This is a genomic window from Pseudomonas sp. LBUM1676 (assembly GCF_059695605.1).
Genome location: NZ_CP166777.1, coordinates 1,017,452 through 1,039,023, shown reverse-complemented (window position 1 = coordinate 1,039,023; position 21,572 = coordinate 1,017,452). Strand labels below are relative to the sequence as shown.

Annotated in this window: 23 protein-coding genes; 12 read left to right on the top strand and 11 right to left on the bottom strand. The window is 57.9% G+C overall.

Annotated elements, in window-relative coordinates:
* Nucleotides 1-46: 46 nt before the first annotated feature.
* Nucleotides 47-1,183, top strand: a complete 1,137-nt coding sequence (locus ACA041_RS04730) for an ImmA/IrrE family metallo-endopeptidase (protein ID WP_497440098.1) — start codon at nt 47-49, stop codon at nt 1,181-1,183.
* Entirely contained in the window at nt 1,180-1,680 is a 501-nt protein-coding gene (locus ACA041_RS04725) for a DUF4411 family protein (protein ID WP_497440097.1), read from the top strand. Before ACA041_RS04730 ends, ACA041_RS04725 begins: the two co-directional genes overlap by 4 nt.
* A gap of 437 nt (nt 1,681-2,117) precedes the next feature.
* Here ACA041_RS04725 and ACA041_RS04720 read toward each other — a convergent pair whose 3' ends face one another.
* The 5 genes from ACA041_RS04720 to ACA041_RS04700 all read right to left on the bottom strand — a co-directional run bounded on the left by ACA041_RS04720 (nt 2,118) and on the right by ACA041_RS04700 (nt 5,047).
* Nucleotides 2,118-2,588, bottom strand: coding sequence for a hypothetical protein (locus ACA041_RS04720; protein WP_497440096.1), 471 nt, complete (start codon nt 2,586-2,588; stop codon nt 2,118-2,120).
* A gap of 113 nt (nt 2,589-2,701) precedes the next feature.
* Entirely contained in the window at nt 2,702-3,067 is a 366-nt protein-coding gene (locus tag ACA041_RS04715) for a hypothetical protein (RefSeq protein WP_497440095.1), read from the bottom strand.
* Entirely contained in the window at nt 3,064-4,035 is a 972-nt protein-coding gene (locus tag ACA041_RS04710) for a hypothetical protein (RefSeq protein WP_497440094.1), read from the bottom strand. Before ACA041_RS04710 ends, ACA041_RS04715 begins: the two co-directional genes overlap by 4 nt.
* A gap of 11 nt (nt 4,036-4,046) precedes the next feature.
* Nucleotides 4,047-4,535 (bottom strand): Hcp family type VI secretion system effector, encoded by a 489-nt coding sequence (locus ACA041_RS04705; RefSeq protein WP_497440093.1) that lies wholly within the window; start codon nt 4,533-4,535, stop codon nt 4,047-4,049.
* Between the two features lie 173 nt (nt 4,536-4,708).
* Nucleotides 4,709-5,047 (bottom strand): hypothetical protein, encoded by a 339-nt coding sequence (locus tag ACA041_RS04700; protein ID WP_497440092.1) that lies wholly within the window; start codon nt 5,045-5,047, stop codon nt 4,709-4,711.
* 90 nt (nt 5,048-5,137) lie between these two features.
* On the opposite strand from ACA041_RS04700, the gene ACA041_RS04695 reads away from it, so the two are divergent.
* Nucleotides 5,138-5,449 carry a DUF3077 domain-containing protein gene (locus tag ACA041_RS04695; protein ID WP_497440091.1) on the top strand — a complete coding sequence of 104 codons (312 nt, stop codon included), beginning with the start codon at nt 5,138-5,140 and terminating at the stop codon, nt 5,447-5,449.
* 162 nt (nt 5,450-5,611) lie between these two features.
* On the opposite strand, the gene ACA041_RS04690 is transcribed toward ACA041_RS04695, so the two are convergent.
* The 3 genes from ACA041_RS04690 to ACA041_RS04680 form a co-directional block, all read right to left on the bottom strand.
* Nucleotides 5,612-5,980, bottom strand: coding sequence for a PH domain-containing protein (locus ACA041_RS04690; protein WP_150748538.1), 369 nt, complete (start codon nt 5,978-5,980; stop codon nt 5,612-5,614).
* Nucleotides 5,981-6,039: 59 nt separating this feature from the next.
* Complete coding sequence (locus tag ACA041_RS04685; protein WP_497440090.1) at nt 6,040-6,492, bottom strand: hypothetical protein; 453 nt, start codon at nt 6,490-6,492, stop codon at nt 6,040-6,042.
* A gap of 360 nt (nt 6,493-6,852) precedes the next feature.
* A complete protein-coding gene (locus ACA041_RS04680; protein ID WP_497440089.1) occupies nt 6,853-7,212 on the bottom strand; it encodes a potassium channel family protein in 360 nt (119 codons plus the stop codon).
* Between the two features lie 434 nt (nt 7,213-7,646).
* On the opposite strand from ACA041_RS04680, the gene ACA041_RS04675 reads away from it, so the two are divergent.
* From ACA041_RS04675 to ACA041_RS04650, 6 genes are all read left to right on the top strand, one after another.
* Nucleotides 7,647-8,123, top strand: coding sequence for a formate dehydrogenase subunit gamma (locus tag ACA041_RS04675; protein ID WP_497440088.1), 477 nt, complete (start codon nt 7,647-7,649; stop codon nt 8,121-8,123).
* A complete protein-coding gene (locus ACA041_RS04670) occupies nt 8,120-9,682 on the top strand; it encodes a formate dehydrogenase beta subunit (protein WP_497440087.1) in 1,563 nt (520 codons plus the stop codon). Before ACA041_RS04675 ends, ACA041_RS04670 begins: the two co-directional genes overlap by 4 nt.
* The gene (fdhF, locus tag ACA041_RS04665) at nt 9,679-12,561 is read left to right on the top strand and encodes a formate dehydrogenase subunit alpha (protein WP_497440086.1); all 2,883 of its coding nucleotides are present in this window, start codon (nt 9,679-9,681) and stop codon (nt 12,559-12,561) included. Before ACA041_RS04670 ends, fdhF begins: the two co-directional genes overlap by 4 nt.
* Nucleotides 12,558-12,779: a formate dehydrogenase subunit delta gene (locus ACA041_RS04660; protein WP_201196574.1), complete on the top strand. Its 222-nt coding sequence runs from the start codon at nt 12,558-12,560 to the stop codon at nt 12,777-12,779. The genes fdhF and ACA041_RS04660 overlap by 4 nt, the downstream gene beginning before the upstream one ends.
* A gap of 139 nt (nt 12,780-12,918) precedes the next feature.
* Nucleotides 12,919-14,850 carry an alkaline phosphatase D family protein gene (locus ACA041_RS04655; protein ID WP_497440085.1) on the top strand — a complete coding sequence of 644 codons (1,932 nt, stop codon included), beginning with the start codon at nt 12,919-12,921 and terminating at the stop codon, nt 14,848-14,850.
* An 80-nt stretch (nt 14,851-14,930) separates the two neighbouring features.
* A complete protein-coding gene (locus ACA041_RS04650; RefSeq protein WP_497440084.1) occupies nt 14,931-15,431 on the top strand; it encodes a P-loop NTPase family protein in 501 nt (166 codons plus the stop codon).
* A 225-nt stretch (nt 15,432-15,656) separates the two neighbouring features.
* Here ACA041_RS04650 and ACA041_RS04645 read toward each other — a convergent pair whose 3' ends face one another.
* Nucleotides 15,657-16,832, bottom strand: coding sequence for an aspartate aminotransferase family protein (locus ACA041_RS04645; RefSeq protein WP_497440083.1), 1,176 nt, complete (start codon nt 16,830-16,832; stop codon nt 15,657-15,659).
* Nucleotides 16,833-16,934: 102 nt separating this feature from the next.
* On the opposite strand from ACA041_RS04645, the gene ACA041_RS04640 reads away from it, so the two are divergent.
* Nucleotides 16,935-17,840: a LysR family transcriptional regulator gene (locus tag ACA041_RS04640; protein WP_497440082.1), complete on the top strand. Its 906-nt coding sequence runs from the start codon at nt 16,935-16,937 to the stop codon at nt 17,838-17,840.
* A gap of 43 nt (nt 17,841-17,883) precedes the next feature.
* On the opposite strand, the gene msrA is transcribed toward ACA041_RS04640, so the two are convergent.
* Together msrA and msrB are read right to left on the bottom strand one after the other, a co-directional pair.
* On the bottom strand, nt 17,884-18,591 hold the full coding sequence (gene msrA, locus ACA041_RS04635; protein WP_497440081.1) for a peptide-methionine (S)-S-oxide reductase MsrA: 708 nt from the start codon (nt 18,589-18,591) through the stop codon (nt 17,884-17,886).
* A gap of 57 nt (nt 18,592-18,648) precedes the next feature.
* The gene (gene msrB, locus ACA041_RS04630) at nt 18,649-19,167 is read right to left on the bottom strand and encodes a peptide-methionine (R)-S-oxide reductase MsrB (RefSeq protein WP_497440080.1); all 519 of its coding nucleotides are present in this window, start codon (nt 19,165-19,167) and stop codon (nt 18,649-18,651) included.
* A 151-nt stretch (nt 19,168-19,318) separates the two neighbouring features.
* Here msrB and ACA041_RS04625 point away from each other — a divergent pair, with 151 nt between their 5' ends.
* Entirely contained in the window at nt 19,319-20,029 is a 711-nt protein-coding gene (locus ACA041_RS04625) for a response regulator transcription factor (RefSeq protein WP_497440079.1), read from the top strand.
* A 5-nt stretch (nt 20,030-20,034) separates the two neighbouring features.
* Nucleotides 20,035-21,555: a sensor histidine kinase gene (locus ACA041_RS04620; protein ID WP_497440078.1), complete on the top strand. Its 1,521-nt coding sequence runs from the start codon at nt 20,035-20,037 to the stop codon at nt 21,553-21,555.
* Nucleotides 21,556-21,572: the final 17 nt, after the last annotated feature.

Genomic DNA, 21,572 nt, shown 5'->3' with positions numbered 1-21,572 from the left:
AACGGCTTTTGGCGGGAATGGTTATGACACCCAATCGGAATCACACATGGAAGCGCTGATTAATCCGGACGTTCTGCGATGGGCGCGTGAGCGGGCATCCCTGAGCACGAGCACCTTGGCAAAAAGTCTTGGTACGCAGGAAGACAACGTTCTGGCGTGGGAGCAAGGCAAGAAAAAGCCCTCCTTCAACCAGGCGATGAATTACGCCCGGCAGACGTACATCCCATTTGGTTACCTTTATCTGTCTCAGCCGCCGGAGGAAAACCTTCCTCTACCGGATCTGAGAACGGTCAATGGAAAACGCGACCCCGGATACAGTCTCGCCCTCATGGATACCATCAGGTGGGCCATGGAGAGACAAGATTGGTATCGCGACTACCTGAGCAGCCAAGGCGTCACTGAAAACAGAATCGTTGGAAGATTTTCCGTGAGCGACAGCGTCGAGGAGATCGTTGCTGACATCCGAACAACCTTGGGGATAGCCAACAAACCAAACCGTGGCGATTTTGATGACTATTTCAAAAGCCTGGTAGGCAAAATTGAGGCTGCGGGCATAATTGTGATGCGCAACAGTATTGTGAACAACAATACGAGTAGGCCATTGCTTGTGGAAGAGTTCCGGGGCTTTGCAATCAGCGACAAGCTAGCTCCGGTCATTTTCATCAACACAGCCGATTGCCCTGAGGCAAGACTGTTCACTTTGGCTCATGAACTGTCGCATATCTGGATAGGTCGCTCTGGCGTGTCTGATGGCGAGCCTCAAAATCATAGATCGGAAGAGAGCTTGTGTAATGCGGTAGCGGCAGAACTCTTAACTCCTAAGTGCGAATTCCTTTCCGTTTGGGACGCCGATGTTGAGTGGCAAGAAAACATCCCGCCCTTAACAAAATTCTTCCATGTTAGTGGCTGGGTGATAGCCAGGCGCGCCCTGACTTTCAATCTCATAACGGCGTCTGAATACGGTGCATTTATCGCCAGAAAGATCGCCGAGCACAAAGCTCGCAGCAAGACTGGAGCACCGCCCTACAATAGACTGCAGACAGGGCGAGTCAGCAAAACGCTTGCTACAGCTGTGGCAAGTGAAGCATTAAGCGGAAGAATGCTTTATCGAGATGCAGCGCGCCTGATTGGCGTGAAGCCGCACAAGCTATCTGACTATTCTAAAAAGGAACTTGGATTTTGAGTTATCTGCTAGATGCGAACTCCTACATACAAGCGAAAAATACTCACTACCGAATGGGCTTCTGCCCTGGTTTCTGGGACTGGCTAGACAGCGCATATGACGCCGGCAAGATCTCCAGCGTATCACTTGTATACAAGGAATTGGTTGACTATGGCGACGAGCTATCCAGATGGGCGAAAAACCGGCCAAACCACTTTTTACCCGTCGACGACTCCAGCACACAGATAACCTTTGCGCAGATCGCTACGTTTGTTATGGATCTACCGCTCGCTAAGCAAGCAGAAAAAATACGCTTTCTCGATGGTGCCGATCCATGGTTGATTGCAAAAGCGAGCGCAACCAGGCAGACCGTTGTAACCCACGAGGTGTTGGTGCCTCCGACCAGTCAGAAAATCAAAATTCCAAATATTTGCCAGCAATTCGATGTGCCCTATATCAGCGCATTTGATCTACTCGATGCGCTTAATGCCAAACTTATTCTTGGCACCCATTCTTAGATAAAAAATACGAAAAAACAGGATATACGACGTTCTCCTACTACCAATCAATTCTACGATCCTCGTCATCGGCACGGGTCTTGGATTTGCATTCTCCGCTGGTCAGCAGCGCAACCAAATCAGGTATGTACGGAACGGTTTCAGCGGAGCTGGGGGTAGAAAACTTTCATGTCCGAGAAACAAGAAGGCCCGAACGTAATGCCGGACTGAGCCAGCACCAGAGGATCGGGCGCGATTGGGGTAGATGCTGCCGAAGCCAGATGACCAAGTCAATGTGTACGTCACATAAAACGCCGAGGGAAGGGGACAGGGACGACGGGAAAGGGGGACAAATTTATTTCCGTTTGAGTAATAATCCTATCCCCCTTTTCTTTTAACAGAGAGCGGAAAGAAAATAGACACGCCAAGATATTACGCCCATTTTAATTGGGTAACCTTTAGCGCAAATCGTTACCAAAGAAAATAATTACTGAATACAAAATTAAGCCTGCACACAGACTGATTTTCATTATTTTCTTATACACCTTTTCGTTAGAGCTACGATGATGGTTGACTGCAACGATGGATAACATACTTACTGAGAGCAGAATCAGCGCCAGCGCTGGCACTATAACCCCCAAACCTTTGAACTCCAGCAACATAGATCGCCCACGACTTCCATAAGGCAGCACGAGATGTTTAAAATAAATTGAATGACCAGCCAATGTTAAAAAAATCAAGGAAATAACGCTGAGCGCAACCGTTAACCGGACTTTGGCCTCCTTCGACATACTGGGCCTTGTTGATTCATGCATTGATTTTCTGCATTCATAGCAGAGACCTCTTTTAATTTGCCTTAGACCTGCTTCATTAATTATGCCGCAATATTTGCATTTTTTTGCTATTGGCTTCACTTTTCCACGAGCCATCAGTCCGTGCCCTTCGTTATGTCTAACTTTCCACTAACAACTCCTTACTGCTGTCGTGATCCAAGCAAGGCCAGTCCAAGAAAAGGAAGGACGCTTCCAACTAAGTGTTAGAGTCACACGACCAAAAGCCAAAAAACGAACAATGCAAAAAACAATACTCCACCAGTGATCCATGGCGCTAACAACTTCCTCTTCAGGTGAACCGGCAAATTCGCCAATTCATTTTTTTCGATAAGACCTCGTTTCTCACAAAGCTTCGGAATCAAAAACATCAATGCAATTGAACAGTTCTTCATAACTGTACCGAGCAACCCTAAACCCGACAAACCCTCTCGATTATTCGCTACAAACTTACTTCTACCAAGATAGCTTTCAATTAATTCGGTAAACAGATAAGAAGACAAAAATATCCAGCATATCGCAAGAAATAAGCATACCATTATAACTAGCCCAACGACCGCCAACGTAAGTTCACTCATGGTAAAGTGCTCTCATAAATTACGTCGCCTATCCGCTCTCCGGCTTTACCACCAATTTCCCCACCACCCCATCCACCTAACGCGCCCCCAATTACAGCACAAGCCAAGGCTCCAGCGCCTCCAGTGACGAATCCGAGTACCGCAACACAACCAATCGTAGCCGCACCGCCTCCTACTGTACCTCCGAAGGTTCCACCAATAATACTTCCAGACAATTTACCACCTTCAATATATTTAGCTTTTCTGCATTGCGTTTCCCGCCCAGTCGTACACGCGGTGTAGATAGATGATCCAGTTGCAGCCACACTCAGACCGATACCCAGGTAAGTGCCTTTTTTCATGAGATTAGAAGCTTTCGCCACGCCATTAATAGTTTTGGCGTAACCTGCTATCACCCCTGAGTGCAAATAGCTTTTCGTGGATATCCCAAGCATATTTTTTATAGAGCCTTGGTTACGCAGACCCGACCCATATTTGGCGAAACCTTTTAGTTGATCATCAAGCTTTTCAAATAGCACCTTGCGCTTTGCGTAAAAATCATCTCGAGTCTGAGTCGTTCCACTTCTGAGGTGATCGCGATGAGCCGTGTCAATGTCCTCAAGGGTTTGCTTGATGCCATCAAGGTGTTTACTCCAGGCACCGCCAACGGCACCCACCCCTAGAGATGAATACCCAAGTACTTCTGTTATTAACGCATGATTTTCAACTAAAAAGCCATCACCCTGCATTCCATTTGACATTAGGGCTGAATGAACTTCAGATGCCTTCTTCATGTAAAACGCATCTTCGGTTGTACAGGAAGGTGTCGAATTATCACCCATAACTATTAGCTCGCCTGGCAGCACTACTGTATTGATAATATGTGCATTTAATACATCAAATTTTGACATTGAGTTTTTGCCAAGCTGCAATGTCGACTTCAAATATGAATAAGGCTGCATTCTTGGATTTATAAAGGTCTCTGGCATTGATGGCGACCTCAGGAGTATTTTTTATTGCTGATTCGATCCCAGCCACCTGCTACGTTGCCTCCTCCACTACCATCCGTTCTTTTTTGCTGAGTGTAGATCGTTTTAATACGTCCGTAGTTGAGGCTGAGGCTTTCAGTAGGCACGCCATCATTTGCATTTTGTGAATAGCTTGAAATGATGACTTCTTCCAGCGTGATCTCAAAATACTTCTGCTTCTCGCCACCAGCGCGATGCAGTGTCAACACGACTTCTTTCAGATGATCACCTGCGCAGCTGGTTTCTATGAGCTTACAACTGGATTTGTCCAGGTTTTTGGTGAAGGTGAAGTCGCTAACGGTCGTGCGGCCAGATGAGCCGCCACCTGCAGAGCTGGCTGTAGCGGAAGTGCCTTGGTGAGTGCCGAAGCTGTATCCGGTAATTTCTATCCAGTCTTTATGTTGCTCATCAAGAGCTTCGCCTGGAATACCTTCTATTTTGATAAAAGCGTCAAACGCCATGCGACCGCTCCTTGGCAATTAGTGGATTATCAATCTTCAGGACGGAATATATGGCTTTTGGAACAAGCAATCGCTCATCCAGATATCGTTAAAATCGAGATTCAGATCTTTCCTATTGTGTATCGACTGGTGGATGTAGGACTTTTCCCACATAACAAACAAACGGTCCGCATTCAATAACCCTCTTTATGATGGAATTGAGTTAACGCCCCTTCAAAGGTTGCAAGAACGGAGGCTGCGCGATATTCTTTCGCCGTCGCTGCCAATTCAGCGACCGGGCTTGGTAACCCGAGGTAAATCACTGCGCAACAGTGCCATGCGTTCGCAGGCGCTTTTTTTTCGCCTGCGATCTGCGTTATGGCGGCTGTGCGTGGGACGCCTTCGGGCGTGCCGGTTTCCTTGATTTCCCGGTTTACCAACCTGCGCACAGCTGCCACCCATTCGCTTGGTAACGAATTGTGGCAGCTCTTCAAATTAAGGAGCTTTGCAATGCGCAGTATGGATCCGTACAAAATTTGGCTTTTCCCTTTACATAACTCCCAATTGCCTACCGCCCCACCGTTTACCCTCTCCCACCGCCTCTCCGTCATCGGAGGTGGCAAATGACCGAATCAACAGAGCTCAAAACCATCGGCCTGACACCCGCTATCTATTGTTCAGACCAACCACTGTTCCACGTCACTCGCGACGTCCCTCTCGGCGATGCGTTAGCCATGGCTTCCGATTTCCTGTTTCTCGCCAAGGCGCTTACAGCAGATGCTGCCTACGCGAAGGACACCGACCGCCACGCCTGGGCTGCGCATTATTTGACGGCGATGAGTAAGGCGGTGGTTGATGATGCGGTGAAGGTGCTTACGCGGGATCGGCCTTCCACAGTCCCACCTAGGCGGACTACGGCGACGTCTGAAGCGTAGTTTTTGAAAAATGGGGAGCGGGTTGCTTGCGAAGATGGCAGGGTTTTCAACATTGATGTTGGCTGGTCTGGCGCTTTCGCTGGCAAGCCAGCTCCTACAGGGGTTGAGGTGAGCTGACTGGCATTGTTAGCCCCGAGTTTTCGGGGCTTTTGATCATTCGGCTCAGAGCACGTGCTGGGAAATCAGTTTTGATATTTCCACCATCGATGTCCTGCCGGTGAATTCGAATTTCACTTTTCCCAACGACGAAAAATAGATTTCGAGCTCGGAATCCAGGTCGAACGTTCCCGAGGTTTCCACCGAGTAGGCCACGATGTTTTTGTACGGCAACGAGGTGAAGTCTTTCTTGCTGCCGGTGAGGCCCTGCACGTTGACGGCGATGATGCGTTTGTTGGTGAATACCACGCCATCGCGCATGGATTTGTAGGAGTCGATGACGTGTTCCCCGTCGAGCAAAAGGGCGGAAACGCGTTCGGCGTATTCTTCGTTTTGCTTGAGTTTGAAGAATCCCTTGTTGTTGAAGTCAATCATTTGCTGCTCCTGTTTTTCAATGCACTTCGACGCTTCACGCCACACGATCGCACAAAAAGCTACTCAATCTGAATCGGTCCCTTGGTCCCGGCATCGCTGTCCATCCAGTAGTCTTCATTCTGCAGGCGACGATCACCCTGAATGGTGAAGAGGATCTTGCCCTGGCGGAATTGCAGCGTGCCGTCGGTGCGCTTGGCGTCGACCCGTTGGCCGTTGACCCAGACTTGTTCCTTGGCATCGATGCGGATGGTGGCTACGGTGTCGCCTGAATCGCTCTTGGCCACCCACTGCCCGACATAAGGGGTCTGGGTGATTGTGCTGTCCGCGGCGGGGTTGGTGAATCCGGCCTTGGCGTTTTCCGCCTTGGTCCTGTGGATATCGCAGCCTTGGGTTTCGCTGACCTGGGTGCAGCCGGATTGCTCGAGTTGTTGGCGGTATTTGTCGTTGATGGCGTGTGCCGGGGATTGAGTCGCGATCAAAATGGCCAGCGCGGGCAGGATGATTTTATTCATGTGGGCTCCTTTGCGATCTATATCGAACGGCATCGCACGTTCACTGTAGCTGGCTGATCACGTCCTTCAATACCCGCGCCAGGACAGCAGCACCTGTGGATAACTCAACCAGCGCGGTAGATCGAAGTCCGGGATGTCCGGGTGGTCGGAGTGCATCGCTACCACGAAATTTTACAGTGAGTGAACGCCTTGGGTGGTGGGTGTCGCCTTACTGGGTCTGAACCTTTGCCAAATGAAATCGATGAAATGGATTGGTCCGAGCTTCGTCGCCCCATTCATGAAAAATACGGGTGAGGGGGATGAACCTCCAAAGAGGCTGGCTGAGAAGGCACGCCTTGCTCATCCGGACCAAGCATGACTTCACGCCGTCGGCTTATCCGACTCGTCCTGCCCCGCCGCCCGCACTGCAACCTCAATCGCCCGAACACTGATCGCCGCAAATATCGCTGTTATCAGCACCCCGTTGAACCCCAGAAAAATCGCCAGAACCCGCGAGACGCCAAGTTTCGGCACGAGTTCTCCATAACCAATGGTCAAACCGGTCACGAAGCCGAAATAGATGCCGTCAAAAGGATCCCATCCCTCCAGGTGGCTGATGATGAGGCCGATCAGCACGATCAGAAAAAACAGTATGGAAAAGATCGGCCAGACAACACGCAAGTAGAACCCGATTGCTTTGAAGAATTCTCGACGGACGTGCGATGCATGAGTGGTCTTCATGGCATGGGTTTCCTGAGGTTTGCCTGAGCGGCAGGCGTATTAACACTCCATCAGCTTGGCACAAGCACTGGAAACTGGTGCATCAGCAGCGGGTCGGGGGTGGTTCAAGCATGATTCGCGATAGCGCTGCACATAGTCCCCGACCATTCAGGGACGACGCCGAGGGCCGCACTCTTCTAGACTCAATAGAAGGTCGTGGAAAGAACCGAGCACGTCGCTTTGGTGCAGATGAATTGAAAGCCCCGTGGCAAGCTGATTTATGCCCTTTTGAGGTGCGGCGAAGACCGCGCCGGGCACAACAAGATGCCCGCTCAGGGTGCCCTGGCCAACGGCCTGAAAATGCCACGATACCGTGACGTGGTGTGAGTGCCGCAGCCGACACTTTCGGACGACCGACAACCGCCTGGTTTGTCCGTGACCGTGAGGATTGCTGAATGCCTGATGAGATGTTGCACCTGCCGATGGTCAACAGCCTGCTGGAGCGCCACAAGGGCTCCCCGGGCGCACTGTTGCCCATCCTTCATGATATTCAGGAACGCATCGGTTACATCCCCGATGCGGCCGTGCCCGAGATTGCCCACGCGCTGAACCAGAGTCAGGCCGAGGTTCGCGGAGTGATCAGTTTTTACCATGATTTCCGTACCGCGCCGCCGGCCCGGCATATCCTGCGGCTGTGCCGGGCCGAGTCCTGCAAAAGTCGCGGCGCCGAGCAGCTTGCGGCGCAGTTGCGCGACCGTCTGCAACTGGATGACCACGGCAGCAGCGCCGACGGCAGCATCAGTTTGCGCCCGGTGTATTGCCTCGGCGCCTGTGCCTGCTCGCCTGCTCTGGAATTGGATGGCCGGGTGCATGCGCGGCTCAGTGCCGAGCGTCTGGATGCATTGCTTGACGCTTGCCGGGAGGACGCATGATGCCGTCGCTCTATCTGCCCAGTGATTCGCTGGCCCGTGCCGTGGGTGCCGATGAAGTGGCGGTGGCCCTTATCACTCAGGCCCGGGAACGCAATCTGCCCCTGGAGTTGCAGCGCACCAGCTCGCGCGGCCTGTATTGGCTGGAACCGCTGCTGGAAGTGGACAGCCCGCAAGGCCGTATCGGCTTCGGCCCGCTGACCGCTGCCGATGTGCCGTCCGTGCTCGAAGCCCTGCAAGGCGAGCCGTCCGCGCATCCACTGGCCTTGGGCTTGGTGGAAGAGTTGCCTTATCTCAAGTCTCAACAACGCCTGCTGTTCGCCCGCGCCGGCATTACCCAGCCGCTGTCGCTGGACGATTACCGCGCTCACGGCGGCTTCGAGGGCTTAAAAAGGGCCGTCACCGTGGGCGGCGAGCAGACCGCGACGGAAGTGTTCGATTCGGGCCTGCGTGGCCGTGGCGGCGCGGCTTTTCCGGCCGGGATCAAATGGCGCACGGTGCGCGCCACTCAAGCGGCGCAGAAGTACATTGTGTGCAACGCCGATGAGGGCGACTCCGGCACCTTCGCCGATCGCATGTTGATGGAAGGCGACCCCTTCCTGCTGATCGAAGGCATGGCCATTGCCGGCATCACCGTCGGTGCCACTTACGGCTACATCTATGTGCGTTCGGAATATCCAGACGCCGTAGCCACCCTGCGCCAGGCGCTGACCATTGCCCGGTCCGCCGGTTACCTCGGCGCCAATGTCGGCGGCAGCGGCCAGGCCTTCGATATGGAAGTGCGCGTCGGTGCCGGCGCTTACATCTGCGGTGAAGAAACCGCGCTGCTGGACTCGCTCGAAGGCAAGCGCGGGATCGTTCGCGCCAAGCCGCCGATCCCGGCCTTGAAGGGCTTGTTCGGTCTGCCGACCCTGGTGCACAACGTGCTGACCCTGGCCTCGGTGCCGCTGATTCTGGCCAAGGGCGCGCAGTTCTATCGCGATTACGGCATGGGCCGCTCCCTGGGCACCATGCCCTTCCAGCTGGCGGGCAATATTCGTCACGGCGGGCTCGTGGAACGGGCCTTTGGCCTGACCCTGCGCGAACTGGTGGAAGACTACGGTGGTGGCACTGCGAGTGGCCGGCCGCTGAAGGCGGCGCAGGTGGGCGGTCCGCTCGGCGCTTGGGTGCCGCCGTCGCAATTCGACACGCCGCTGGATTACGAGGCCTTCACCGCCATCGGCGCCATGCTCGGTCACGGTGGTGTGGTGGTGGCTGATGACAGCCTGGACATGGCCCACATGGCGCGCTTCGCCATGCAGTTCTGCGCCGAGGAGTCCTGTGGCAAATGCACCCCGTGCCGTATCGGCTCGACCCGGGGCGTGGAGGTGATCGACCGCCTGCTGGCCGCGCCTGACCAGAGCGATCGTGATCAGCAGCTGATCATCCTCAAGGACCTCTGCGACACCCTGCAATACGGTTCGCTGTGCGCCTTGGGCGGCATGGTCTCCTTTCCCGTCGCCAGCGCCCTCAAGCACTTCCCCGCCGACTTCGGTCTGCAAGCCTCGGAGGCCGACCAATGATCACCCTCTTCGACCCGAACACAGACATCGATCTTGGCACTCCGGCCCGCGACAGCCAGGTGCAAGTCACCCTGAACATCGACGGCCGCAGCATCAGCGTGCCCGAAGGCACTTCGGTGATGCGCGCCGCCGCGCTGCTGGGCACCACCATTCCCAAGCTCTGTGCCACCGACAGCCTGGAAGCCTTCGGCTCCTGCCGTATGTGCCTGGTGGAGATCGACGGCATGCGCGGCTACCCGGCGTCCTGCACCACGCCGGTCACCGAGGGCATGAGCGTACACACCCAGACGCCGAAGCTCGCCACGCTGCGGCGCAACGTCATGGAGCTGTACATCTCCGATCACCCGCTGGACTGCCTGACCTGTTCGGCCAACGGCAACTGCGAGTTGCAAACCGTCGCCGGCCAGGTTGGCCTGCGGGAAGTGCGTTACGGCTATGAAGGCGACAACCATCTGGCCGACGTCAAGGACACCTCCAACCCCTACTTCGACTACGACCCGAGCAAGTGCATCGTCTGCAACCGTTGCGTGCGCGCCTGCGAAGAAACCCAAGGCACCTTTGCCCTGACCATTACCGGGCGCGGTTTCGAATCCCGGGTCGCGGCCGCCGGTGGCGACAACTTCCTCGACTCGGAATGCGTGTCCTGCGGCGCCTGCGTGCAAGCCTGCCCCACCGCGACCCTGATGGAAAAAAGCGTGGTCGAACTGGGTCAGCCCGAACGCAGCGTGATCACCACCTGTGCCTATTGCGGCGTAGGCTGCTCGTTCCGCGCCGAGATGAAAGGCGACCAACTGGTGCGCATGGTTCCCGACAAGAACGGCCAAGCCAACCACGGCCACTCTTGCGTCAAAGGGCGCTTTGCCTGGGGCTACGCCACCCACCCGGATCGCATCACCAAGCCGATGATCCGCCAGCACATCAACGACCCTTGGCAGGAAGTCAGCTGGGATGAAGCGGTGACCTACGCCGCCAGCGAATTCCGTCGGCTGCAGCAAAAATATGGCCGCGATTCCATCGGAGGCATCACCTCCAGCCGCTGCACCAATGAAGAAACCTACCTGGTGCAGAAACTGGTGCGCGCCGCCTTCGGCAACAACAACGTCGACACCTGTGCGCGGGTCTGCCACTCGCCGACCGGCTATGGCCTGAAACAAACCCTGGGCGAGTCCGCCGGCACCCAGAGTTTCGACTCGGTGATGCAGGCGGATGTGATCCTGGTGATGGGCGCCAACCCCAGCGACGCCCACCCGGTGTTCGCCTCCCAGCTCAAACGTCGCCTGCGTGAAGGCGCGCGGCTGATCGTCATCGACCCGCGACGCATTGATCTGGTGGACTCGGTGCATGCCCGCGCCGAACTGCACCTGGCCCTGCGCCCGGGCACCAACGTCGCCATGCTCAACGCCTTGGCCCACGTCATCGTCACCGAAGGCCTGCTCAACCAAGCCTTTATCGACGCCCGTTGCGAGGGCAGTGATTTCGCCCGCTGGAGCGAGCTGGTCAGCCGCGCGGAAAACTCGCCGGAAGTCCTTGGTCCCATCTGCGGCGTAGAACCTGCCGACATCCGTGCCGCCGCCCGTCTGTATGCCACCGGCGGCAACGCGGCGATCTACTACGGTCTGGGCGTCACCGAGCACAGCCAGGGCAGCACCGCGGTCATGGGCATCGCCAACCTCGCCATGGCCACGGGCAACATCGGCCGCGAAGGCGTGGGCGTGAACCCGCTGCGTGGGCAGAACAACGTTCAGGGTTCCTGCGACATGGGCTCCTTCCCCCACGAGTTGCCTGGCTACCGGCACATCTCCAACGAGGTGGTGCGGGCGCAGTTCGAACAGGCCTGGAACGTGACCCTGCAACCCGACCCGGGCCTGCGCATCCCCAACATGTTCGAGGCAGCGCTGGGCGGCAGCTTCAAGGGCCTGTATTGCCAAGGCGAAGACATCGCTCAAAGCGATCCCAATACCCAGCACGTCACCGCGGCGCTGTCGGCCATGGAATGCGTGGTGGTGCAGGACATTTTCCTCAACGAAACCGCCAAGTTCGCCCACGTGTTCCTGCCGGGCAGCTCGTTCCTGGAAAAGGACGGCACCTTCACCAACGCCGAGCGGCGCATCTCCCGGGTGCGCAAAGTCATGGAGCCCCTGGGCGGTAAGGCCGACTGGGAAGGCACCGTGGCCCTGGCCAACGCCTTGGGTTACCCGATGAACTACCAGCACCCGTCAGAAATCATGGATGAAATCGCCAGCCTGACGCCGACCTTCACCAACGTCAGCTACGCCGAACTGGATCGCCACGGCAGCCTGCAATGGCCGTGCAACGCCGCGGCACCGGACGGCACGCCGACCATGCACATCGAGGAATTCGTACGCGGCAAGGGGCGCTTCATGCTCACCGGCTACGTGCCCACCGAGGAAAAGGTCAACAATCGCTACCCGCTGCTGCTGACCACCGGCCGCATCCTCAGTCAGTACAACGTCGGCGCCCAGACCCGGCGTACCGACAACGTCGCCTGGCACGCCGAAGACCGCCTGGAAATCCACCCGACCGACGCCGAGAGCCGTGGCATCAACGAAGGCGACTGGGTCGGCATCGGCAGCCGCGCCGGCCAGACCGTACTGCGTGCACGGGTCACCGAACGGGTCGCCCCGGGCGTGGTGTACACCACCTTCCACTTCCCTGAATCGGGGGCCAACGTGATCACCACCGACAATTCCGACTGGGCCACCAACTGTCCGGAGTACAAGGTCACCGCCGTGGAAGTCAGCCGCGTGTACCACCCTTCCGAGTGGCAAAAACGCTACCAGGCCTTCAGCGACGAACAGGACCGTTTGCTCAAGGATCGCCGTCAGGCCCGTGGCGCCAAAGCGGAGGTGCGCCGATGAGCACTGACAACCTGATCAAAATGGTCAACCAGATCGCCCAATACTTCGCCAGTGAGCCGGACCAGCAACTGGCCGTGCTCGGCGTGCGTAATCATCTGCAGATGTACTGGACGCCCGGCATGCGCAAGGAGTTGCTGGCCTGGCAGACGGAGCATCAGGGGGCAGACTTGCACCCATTGGCGCAGGCGGCGGTCAGTGGGGCGGGCTGGGAGGCTTAGGTTCAAACGATCGATTGGGATTGTCCCTTGGTCTGTGAAGGCAGGCCAAGGGGCAGCAACCCGAAATAAGTCGGCAACGATTCATTGACACCAGCTGCGTTATCATCCCGCGTCCCTGCACCTTGAGTCTTGAACCCGGATGCCCATGTCTTCACCCTCGCCCGACGCTCATCAACCCCTGCCTCCTGTCCTCGTCGGCCCGCTGTTGCGGCGCCTGGAGCCCACGCGATTGGTGCTGTGGCTGGTGGGGTCGCGGGCATTGTCGTTGACGTTGCGGCTGCACAATGCCGGCGATATCCGCCTGGACGACACGCAGTGCACGGTCATCCCGGTCGGCATTCACGCGTTCGTGCATCTGATCGATGTGCCACTGGACAGCCCCCTGCCCTGCGACACGCTGATCGAGTACGACCTGTTGATCGGCGAAGACGATGGCGCCGAGTCGGGCATCGCCGACTGGGCTCCGCATTTGCTGTACGGCGAGGCCGGTTGCCCGAATTTCGTCCTGCGTTCACGGATCGACCAACTGTTGCACGGTTCCTGCCGCAAGCCGCACTTCCCGGCGCCGGATGGTCTGCTTTGTGTCGATCGTTTGCTTGCGTCCGAGCCGGATGCGGAAAAACGTCCGGCGCTGTTGATGATGAGCGGCGATCAGGTGTATGCCGACGATGTCGCGGGCCCAACGCTGCGGGCTATTCATGCCTTGATCGAGCGGCTGGGACTGTTTGAGGAATTCCTCGAAGGTGCGGTGGTGAGCGACAGCGCCAAGCTCTACAACCACCCGGCCAGTTACTACCATCGTGCGGATTTGTTACCGGCGCTGCAGAGCAACGAAACCCTGCGTGACCGATTTTTCGGTGGGGCGCGCAAGCCGATTTTCACCAGTAGCAGCGCCGACAACCATTTGGTGACCTTCGCCGAGGTCATGGCCATGTACCTGCTGGTATGGTCGCCGACGCCCTGGACGTTGATCGCCCCGAAACCGCCGAAACTGATTCCCGAACGACGCGAGCGCTATGCGCTGGAGCAGACACGGATCGATGGCTTCAAGGCGGGCCTTGGCAATGTCGCCCGAGCGCTCGCGCATGTGCCGTGCCTGATGATCTTCGACGATCACGACATTACCGATGACTGGAACCTTTCCGCGCAATGGGAGGAAACGGCCTATGGCCATCCATTCTCCAAGCGCATCATCGGCAATGCGCTGATCGCCTACATGCTGTGCCAGGGCTGGGGCAACAATCCGGATGCGTTCAGCGATGTGCTGGAGAAAACCCGTTTGTTGAGTGCCACGGGGCAGGACCGTTACCTCGACAGTGATGTCCAGGACGAGTTGATCGATGAGCTGCTGAGGTTTCAAAACTGGCATTTCGTGCTGCCCACCAGCCCGGCAATGGTGGTGCTCGACACCCGCACCCGGCGCTGGCGCAGCGAGATGACACTCAAGCAACCTTCGGGATTGCTGGATTGGGAAGCCCTCAGTGAGCTGCAACAGGAATTGCTGGATCATCCCTCGGCAATCATCGTTTCACCGGCGCCGATCTTCGGCGTCAAACTGATCGAAACCGTACAGCGTGTGTTCAGCTGGCTGGGTTACCCATTGCTAGTGGACGCGGAAAACTGGATGGCCCATCGCGGCGCGGCCCAGGTAATCCTGAACATTTTCCGACACTCGCGCACACCCGGTAACTACGTGGTGCTGTCGGGCGATGTGCATTATTCCTTCGTCTATGAAGTGCTTATCCGACATCGCAAGGCGGGGCCGAGGATCTGGCAGGTCACCAGCAGCGGCATAAAAAACGAATTTCCGCCGAGTCTGCTGGAGTGGTTCGACCGGCTCAACCGCTGGCTCTATTCACCACGCTCGCCACTGAACTGGCTGACCAAGCGCCGGCGCATGCGCATTATTCCGCATGTTCCGGAGCATGCTGAAGCGGGGGAGCGGCTGTGGAACTCGGCTGGGATCGGGCAGGTGTTCTTTAATGAGAAAGGACAGCCGCAAGAGATTTATCAGTTGAATGCGGATGGGTCGCCGAAGACCAGGATGGTGCCGCCTGTGGAAGATGACTGATGGGGGAGATCGAGTCGCCTGCTTCGTCGGAACGCCGCCCGGAGCCGGCTCGCTCCCACACATATTGATCGGTGTCGCTTATGAACCTTACTCGAACGCTGATCATTGGAAACTCCGGTTCCGGCAAGAGCTGGCTGGCCGAGCGATTGGCCGTAGTACTGCAGGTGCCGTGGGTTGATCTGGATTCGATTCACTGGCTATCCGACGAACACTGCATCGCCCGTCCCCGAGGCGATGCCTTGGCGATGGCGCGGATTGCGGCCAGTGAAGAGCGCTGGGTGATCGAGGGGGTTTATGGCTGGATGGCCAGCGAACTGATCCACCGTGCTACAGCGCTGATCTGGCTGTGTGCTGAAGATGAAGAGTGCGTCGCCAATATTCGCCAGCGAGAGGCCAGGCGCGATGACCATGACGAGTTGTTGATTGCCTTGCTGGACTGGGCACGCAGCTATCGGACGCGTGACGACTCCAGTGGGTTTGCCGCGCATCAGCGATTGTTCGATGGGTTTACCGGTTCGAAACAACGGCTGACGGACCAAACAGAGGTGGCGACATTCGCAGGTACGATTCGAAAAACCTAATGATCTCACCCGCAATTTTCTACTTACAAGGGTAGGTATGTTTTCACGGACGCCAAAGCAATTGATGAAACCGCCTACCTTTTGAGCTCGGTAGCCAATGCGAAGCGATTGCAGAAGTCGATCGCAAACTTACGGGCAATAAAGCTGATTTCACTGAAGGAGACATCGACCCCGTAGTTGTTGCCGAGGGCTAATCCTACGGGGTTGGATGTGTTCCGGGATATATCAAGAAGCGCCAAGCGCCCGACAAACCCCTCTGACAATCATCTCCACCTCCCGCTCATCGATCGTCAACGGCGGCAGCAGGCGGATGGTCTTGCCTCGTGTCACATTGATCAGCAAGCCGTGATCCCGGGCGGCGATCAGCGTCAGGTCGCGAATCGGCTGCTTGAGCTCAATGCCGATCATCAGGCCCTGGCCACGGATGGCCAGGACGTTTGGATCGTCCGCCAGTTCGGTGCGTAATCTGCTCAGCAAGCGTTCGCCCTGCAGCCTGGCGTTTTCCAGCAGGCCCTGTTCTTCGATGATCTCCAGTACCGTGCAACCCACGCGACACGCAAGTGGATTGCCGCCGAACGTGCTGCCATGACTGCCGGGGGTAAACAGCTCAGCGGCTTTGCCCCGGGCCAGGCAGGCACCGATGGGGATGCCATTACCAAGGCCTTTGGCCAGGGTCATGACGTCCGGGACGATGCCTTCGTGCTGGAACGCAAACCATTGCCCGGTGCGGCCGATGCCGGTCTGGATCTCGTCGAGCATCAACAGCCAGGCGCGCCGGTTGCACAGCTCGCGCAGGGCTTTTAGGTAGCCGTGTGGTGCCAGTTGCACACCGCTTTCGCCCTGGATCGGTTCCATCAGGATCGCGACGATGCGCGGGCCGTGAGCATGCTGCACCTGGTCCAGGGCCTTGAGATCGCCAAACGGCACCTTGACGAAATCCCCCGGTAGCTCATTGAAACCAAGACGCACGGCCGGGCCATCGCTGGCGGACAAGGTGCCGAGGGTGCGGCCGTGGAAAGCGTTCTCCATCACCACCACCAGCGGCTGCTCAATGCCTTTGTGCCAGCCATATAAGCGCGCCAGTTTCAGCGCGGTTTCGTTGGCTTCGGCACCGGAGTTGTTGAAGAAGGCCCGATCCATGCCCGCCAACTGCGTCAGCTGCTGCGCCAGTCGCTGTTGCCAGTCAATGGTGTAAAGGTTGGACGTGTGCAACAGCAGGCCCGCCTGCTCGCTGATGGCGGAAACGATTTTCGGGTGGGAGTGACCGACGTTGGTCACCGCCACGCCTGCCACCGCGTCCAGGTATTCACGACCAGCCTGATCCCACAGGCGTGTACCCAGGCCTTTGCTGAAACTCAAGGCCAGGGGTTGGTAAGTGCTCATCAGGCAGGCGGCGGTCATGACATCAGGCTCCATCAGTAGTCGGTGTTTTTGCAGTATGGTTAGCCACCTGAGCTGGATAAACGCTGCCACACTTCAATCATTTAAAAGCTGGGCTTGATAATGGATCTGTTCCAGGCAATGACCGTCTACGTGAAAGTGGTGGAGGCCGGCAGCATGACCGGTGCCGCTGCAGAGTGCGAAATGTCCACGACCATGGTCGGCAATCATCTGCGGGCCCTGGAGCAACGCCTGGGTGTACGCCTGCTCAACCGTACGACGCGGCGCCAGCGTCTGACGGAATTCGGCACGGCGTACTATCAGCGCTGCCTCGAAGTCCTGGGGCTGGTCGCTGACTCCGAGCGCTTGGCCGAACAGGCGCTGGACGAGCCAAGCGGCACCCTGCGCATCACCGCGCCCCTGACGTTTGGCACCGAAAAGCTGGCGCCGGCCCTCAGCGAATTCGCCCTGCTGTGTCCGCGGGTCAAACTGGACGTGGTGCTCACCAACCGGCGCCCGGATTTACTCGAGAACGGTTTCGACGTGGCCTTTCGCCTGGGCTTTACCGAACAGTCCAACCTGATCGCTCGCCCACTGCTTGCCTATACCCTGACCATGTGCGCATCGCCGCAATACCTGGCGCGCCGCGGCGTGCCGCACATACCGGATGATCTGCAACACCATGACTGCCTGTCCTTTGCCTACCCGGCTGGCGATGACTGGCACTCGGTGGAAAAACAATGGCGCCTGACCGGCCCCGAAGGCGAAATCGCGGTGGCGGTCAATGGACCGATGCTGATCAACAGCTCGGCAGGGCTGCATCAAGCAGCGCGAACCGGCATGGGCATCGTGATGCTGCCCGATGCGTTGGTGGAACAGGACCTGAAAGATGGAAAACTGGTGGCATTGATGCCGGGTTACCAGCTGCCGAGCCGGCCGATGCATCTCATGTACGCGCAGGATCGCTACCGGCTGCCGAAATTGCGAAGTTTCGTCGACTTCGCCTTGCAGAGATGGGGCAAGCACTAGCCGGCTCACCAGGCCTTGAACCATGAGGCCATGTCCTGCCTGCTCACATCCCCGCCTTCACCAGCACTGGCTTTTCCTGATACCGATCCGGATACAGAAGCTTCAACTGTGCCACCTTCGGCAGGTCGTTGATCACGATGTAGGGATAGGTCGGATGTTCGGTCAGAAAGTCCTGATGCTCCTCCTCCGCCGGGTAGAAACCGTTGTAGCTTTCGAGCTTCGTTACAATGGGCTTGTTAAACGAATGGGCGGCGTCAAGCTGGGCGATGTAGGCCTGCGCCACGCGCTGCTGTTCGCTGCTCAGCGGGAAAATCGCCGACCGGTACTGGGTACCGGTGTCCGGCCCCTGACGATTGAGTTCGGTCGGGTTGTGGGCCACCGAGAAGTAGATTTGCAGCAAGGTGCCATAACTGACCTGAGTCGGATCGAAGGTCACTTCGACGGACTCCGCGTGGCCGGTATCCCCCTCGCTGACCCGCTCATATCGAGCTGTGTCGGCTGCGCCTCCGGCGTAACCGGAGACGGCCTTCTTCACGCCTTTGACATGCTGGAACACGCCCTGGACGCCCCAGAAGCAACCGCCGGCAAGGACCGCGGTTTCGCTGGGGGCCCGGGTCGTTTCATCGAGGGTCGGAGGAGGAATGATGACCGCTTCTTCGGCGCCGCCGAAGGAAAACGCCGCGCATTGACCGATGACGCCAGCGGCGACCAGTCCCAACAGGGCGCGACGCCAGGTGAACAGGGTTTTCATGAGGCTGACTCCTGGGTGAATGAAAGTTCTGCGCATGCGCCAGGCTGTTGAGAAGGATCAAGCCACTTGTGGCTTGAAGGTCAGCGCCAGTCCGTTCATGCAGTAACGCAGCCCGGTGGGCTTGGGCCCGTCATCGAAGACATGTCCCAGATGACCGCCGCAGCGCCGGCAGTGAACCTCTTCGCGCACTACGCCCAAGGACCGGTCCTGACGGGTGGCCACGGCCTTGTCCAACGGCGCCCAGAAGCTCGGCCAGCCGGTGCGGCTGTCGAACTTGGTCGTGGAGGAAAACAGCGGCAGATCGCAGCCGGCACAGGCAAATATGCCGTCACGGTGCTCGTTGTTCAGCGGGCTGCTGTAGGCCCGTTCGGTGCCTTCTTCGCGCAGGATTTCATACTGTTCGGCGCTGAGCATGGCGCGCCATTCGCTGTCGCTGTGGGTCACCTCGAAAACTTCCGCCGCGCTGGCAACACTGACCAGGGCAGGGCTTGCGGCAAATTTTGGCAATACACCGACCACCAGGGCTGCAGCTCCCAGCCCGCCGCACGCTCCAAGAAACTGCCGTCGTGAAAACATGGTCTTCTCCGATAAATCCAGGTGCCTGACAGGGAACACAGCGTAGGCTTGGATTGATCGCCAAACCCTCACGGAGAGTTAAACAATTCGTGATAACTCCAACCGAGGAAAACCCGCACAATGCGCACATTGCGCCAAAGGATTGAGCTGGATGGAACAGACCAAACGCGTCCTCGTGGTCGAGGACGACCTGCATATCGCCGACCTTATCTGCCTGCATCTACGCGATGAGCAATTCGAGGTGGTGCACTGCGCCGACGGCGACGAAGGCATGCGCCTGCTGCAGCAAGGAAGCTGGGATGCACTGATCCTCGACCTGATGCTGCCCGGTGTCGACGGCCTGGAAATCTGCCGCCGGGCCCGCGCCATGGCCCGTTACACGCCGATCATCATCACCAGCGCGCGCTCCAGTGAAGTCCATCGCATTCTCGGGCTCGAACTCGGTGCCGACGACTACCTGGCCAAACCCTTCTCCATACTCGAGCTGGTCGCACGGGTCAAAGCGCTGCTGCGACGGGTCGACGCCATGGCCCGCAACCTGAAAATGGACGCTGGCAGCCTGATCATGGACGGCCTGGGGATCGATCCGATCACCCGCGAGGTATCCCTCGATGGCCGCCGCCTCGACCTCACACCCCGGGAGTTCGACCTGTTGTATTTCTTCGCCCGCCAGCCCGGCAAAGTGTTCTCGCGCATGGACTTGCTCAATGCCGTGTGGGGTTACAGCCACGAAGGCTACGAGCACACGGTCAACACCCACATCAACCGCCTGCGCGCGAAAATCGAGGCCGATCCGGCCCAACCGGTGCGAATCCTCACGGTGTGGGGTCGTGGCTACAAGTTCGCGGCGAAGGAGCAATAGCGCTCATGAGGCTGACCCTGACGCAACGCCTGTCCCTGGTCTTCGCCGTGCTGTTGCTGGTGTGCTGCGCTACCTCGGCGTGGATGCAGGTGCGCTCCAGCCAGATGCATGAACTGGAGGTGGTGCAAGGACTGTCGCGTAATCTGGCCCAGCATATCGCCCACGACACGGTACTGATGGATGCCAATGGCCTGATGCCTGATGCCGTGCGCGATTTGTTCAGCAAGCTGATGCAAGTCAACCCCAGCGTCGAGGTCTATCTGCTGGACACCGAAGGCAGGATTGCCGGCAGCGCGGCACCCGAAGGGCGGATACGTCGACAGCGGGTGGACCTGGAGCCGATCCAGCGTCTGCTCAAGGGTGATGCCCTGCCGATTCTCGGTGACGACCCGCGCAGCGCCGACGGCCGCAAGGTGTTCAGCGCGGCGCCGCTGCAGGTCAATGGCAAACCGGCAGGCTATCTGTACGTGGTGTTGCTCGGCGAAGAGCGCGACCGCCTCGCCGAACGCGGCGCCACCAGCGCAGCCCTCGATACCGCTCTGTTATCCATCGCATTGGTGGCCTTGCTGTGTCTTATAGCCGGCCTGACGGCCTTTGCGTTGATCACCCGGCCGTTGCGTCGCTTGACCGAAAACGTCAGTCAATTCGACATCGACGGCGTACCGGTGCCGCCACCGGCCTTGGCTCCGGTAGAAAAACCCGCCAGTCACGATGAAATAGCCGTACTCGACGCCACCTTCCGGCAGATGCAAGCCCGCCTCAGTGAACAATGGCGCTCGCTGACTCGCCAGGATCAGGAACGCCGCGAACTGGTGGCGAACATTTCCCACGATCTGCGCACGCCTCTGGCCTCGCTGCACGGTTACCTGGAAACCCTGTCGCTCAAGGATGCCACCTTGTCCCCCGCCGAGCGTCGCCGCTACCTGGGCATAGCTCTGGATCAAAGCCGCAAGGTCGGTGGCCTGGCGCAGTCGCTGCTGGAACTGGTGCGCCTGGAACACGGTTTCGTGCAACCGGTGCTGGAGCGCTTCTCCCTGACCGATCTGGTGCAGGACATCTTTCAGAAATTCGAACTGACGGCCGAGGCGCGCCAGGTCGCGCTGAAAGCCAGTTTCGCTCCCAATGTTCCGACCGCCTGCGCCGACCTGGGGTTGATCGAAAGAGTGCTCACCAACCTGTTCGACAATGCCCTGCGCCATACCCCGCAAAGTGGAGAAATCGAACTCAGCCTGCGTCCTCAAGGGTCTTTTGTCGAAGTCACTGTCAGCGACACCGGCCCTGGCATTGCGCCTGAACTGCGCGAGGGCCTGTTCCTGCGACCGTTCAATATCGGCGGGGCGCGACGTGATGGCGGGCTTGGGTTGCGCATCGTCCATCGGATCCTGCAATTGCACGGTCGCGAGATCCAGCTGATCGATATTCCCGGACGCGGCGCGAGCTTTCGCTTTTCGCTGGCGGTGGATGAACAAACCGCGTCTGCAATGGCGGTGCTCTCAATGAACCTGAACACACCGGGACAAGCGTGAGGAATCGTGGCGCCTGC

Coding starts and splice junctions, on each gene's coding strand:
- ACA041_RS04730 (WP_497440098.1), top strand. CDS start 47: ATGGAAGCGCTGATTAATCCGGACGTTCTGCGATGGGCGCGTGAGCGG.
- ACA041_RS04720 (WP_497440096.1), bottom strand. CDS start 2,588: ATGGCTCGTGGAAAAGTGAAGCCAATAGCAAAAAAATGCAAATATTGC.
- ACA041_RS04715 (WP_497440095.1), bottom strand. CDS start 3,067: ATGAGTGAACTTACGTTGGCGGTCGTTGGGCTAGTTATAATGGTATGC.
- ACA041_RS04710 (WP_497440094.1), bottom strand. CDS start 4,035: ATGCCAGAGACCTTTATAAATCCAAGAATGCAGCCTTATTCATATTTG.
- ACA041_RS04705 (WP_497440093.1), bottom strand. CDS start 4,535: ATGGCGTTTGACGCTTTTATCAAAATAGAAGGTATTCCAGGCGAAGCT.
- ACA041_RS04695 (WP_497440091.1), top strand. CDS start 5,138: ATGACCGAATCAACAGAGCTCAAAACCATCGGCCTGACACCCGCTATC.
- ACA041_RS04690 (WP_150748538.1), bottom strand. CDS start 5,980: ATGATTGACTTCAACAACAAGGGATTCTTCAAACTCAAGCAAAACGAA.
- ACA041_RS04685 (WP_497440090.1), bottom strand. CDS start 6,492: ATGAATAAAATCATCCTGCCCGCGCTGGCCATTTTGATCGCGACTCAA.
- ACA041_RS04680 (WP_497440089.1), bottom strand. CDS start 7,212: ATGAAGACCACTCATGCATCGCACGTCCGTCGAGAATTCTTCAAAGCA.
- ACA041_RS04675 (WP_497440088.1), top strand. CDS start 7,647: ATGCCTGATGAGATGTTGCACCTGCCGATGGTCAACAGCCTGCTGGAG.
- ACA041_RS04670 (WP_497440087.1), top strand. CDS start 8,120: ATGATGCCGTCGCTCTATCTGCCCAGTGATTCGCTGGCCCGTGCCGTG.
- fdhF (WP_497440086.1), top strand. CDS start 9,679: ATGATCACCCTCTTCGACCCGAACACAGACATCGATCTTGGCACTCCG.
- ACA041_RS04660 (WP_201196574.1), top strand. CDS start 12,558: ATGAGCACTGACAACCTGATCAAAATGGTCAACCAGATCGCCCAATAC.
- ACA041_RS04655 (WP_497440085.1), top strand. CDS start 12,919: ATGCCCATGTCTTCACCCTCGCCCGACGCTCATCAACCCCTGCCTCCT.
- ACA041_RS04650 (WP_497440084.1), top strand. CDS start 14,931: ATGAACCTTACTCGAACGCTGATCATTGGAAACTCCGGTTCCGGCAAG.
- ACA041_RS04645 (WP_497440083.1), bottom strand. CDS start 16,832: ATGACCGCCGCCTGCCTGATGAGCACTTACCAACCCCTGGCCTTGAGT.
- ACA041_RS04640 (WP_497440082.1), top strand. CDS start 16,935: ATGGATCTGTTCCAGGCAATGACCGTCTACGTGAAAGTGGTGGAGGCC.
- msrA (WP_497440081.1), bottom strand. CDS start 18,591: ATGAAAACCCTGTTCACCTGGCGTCGCGCCCTGTTGGGACTGGTCGCC.
- msrB (WP_497440080.1), bottom strand. CDS start 19,167: ATGTTTTCACGACGGCAGTTTCTTGGAGCGTGCGGCGGGCTGGGAGCT.
- ACA041_RS04625 (WP_497440079.1), top strand. CDS start 19,319: ATGGAACAGACCAAACGCGTCCTCGTGGTCGAGGACGACCTGCATATC.
- ACA041_RS04620 (WP_497440078.1), top strand. CDS start 20,035: ATGAGGCTGACCCTGACGCAACGCCTGTCCCTGGTCTTCGCCGTGCTG.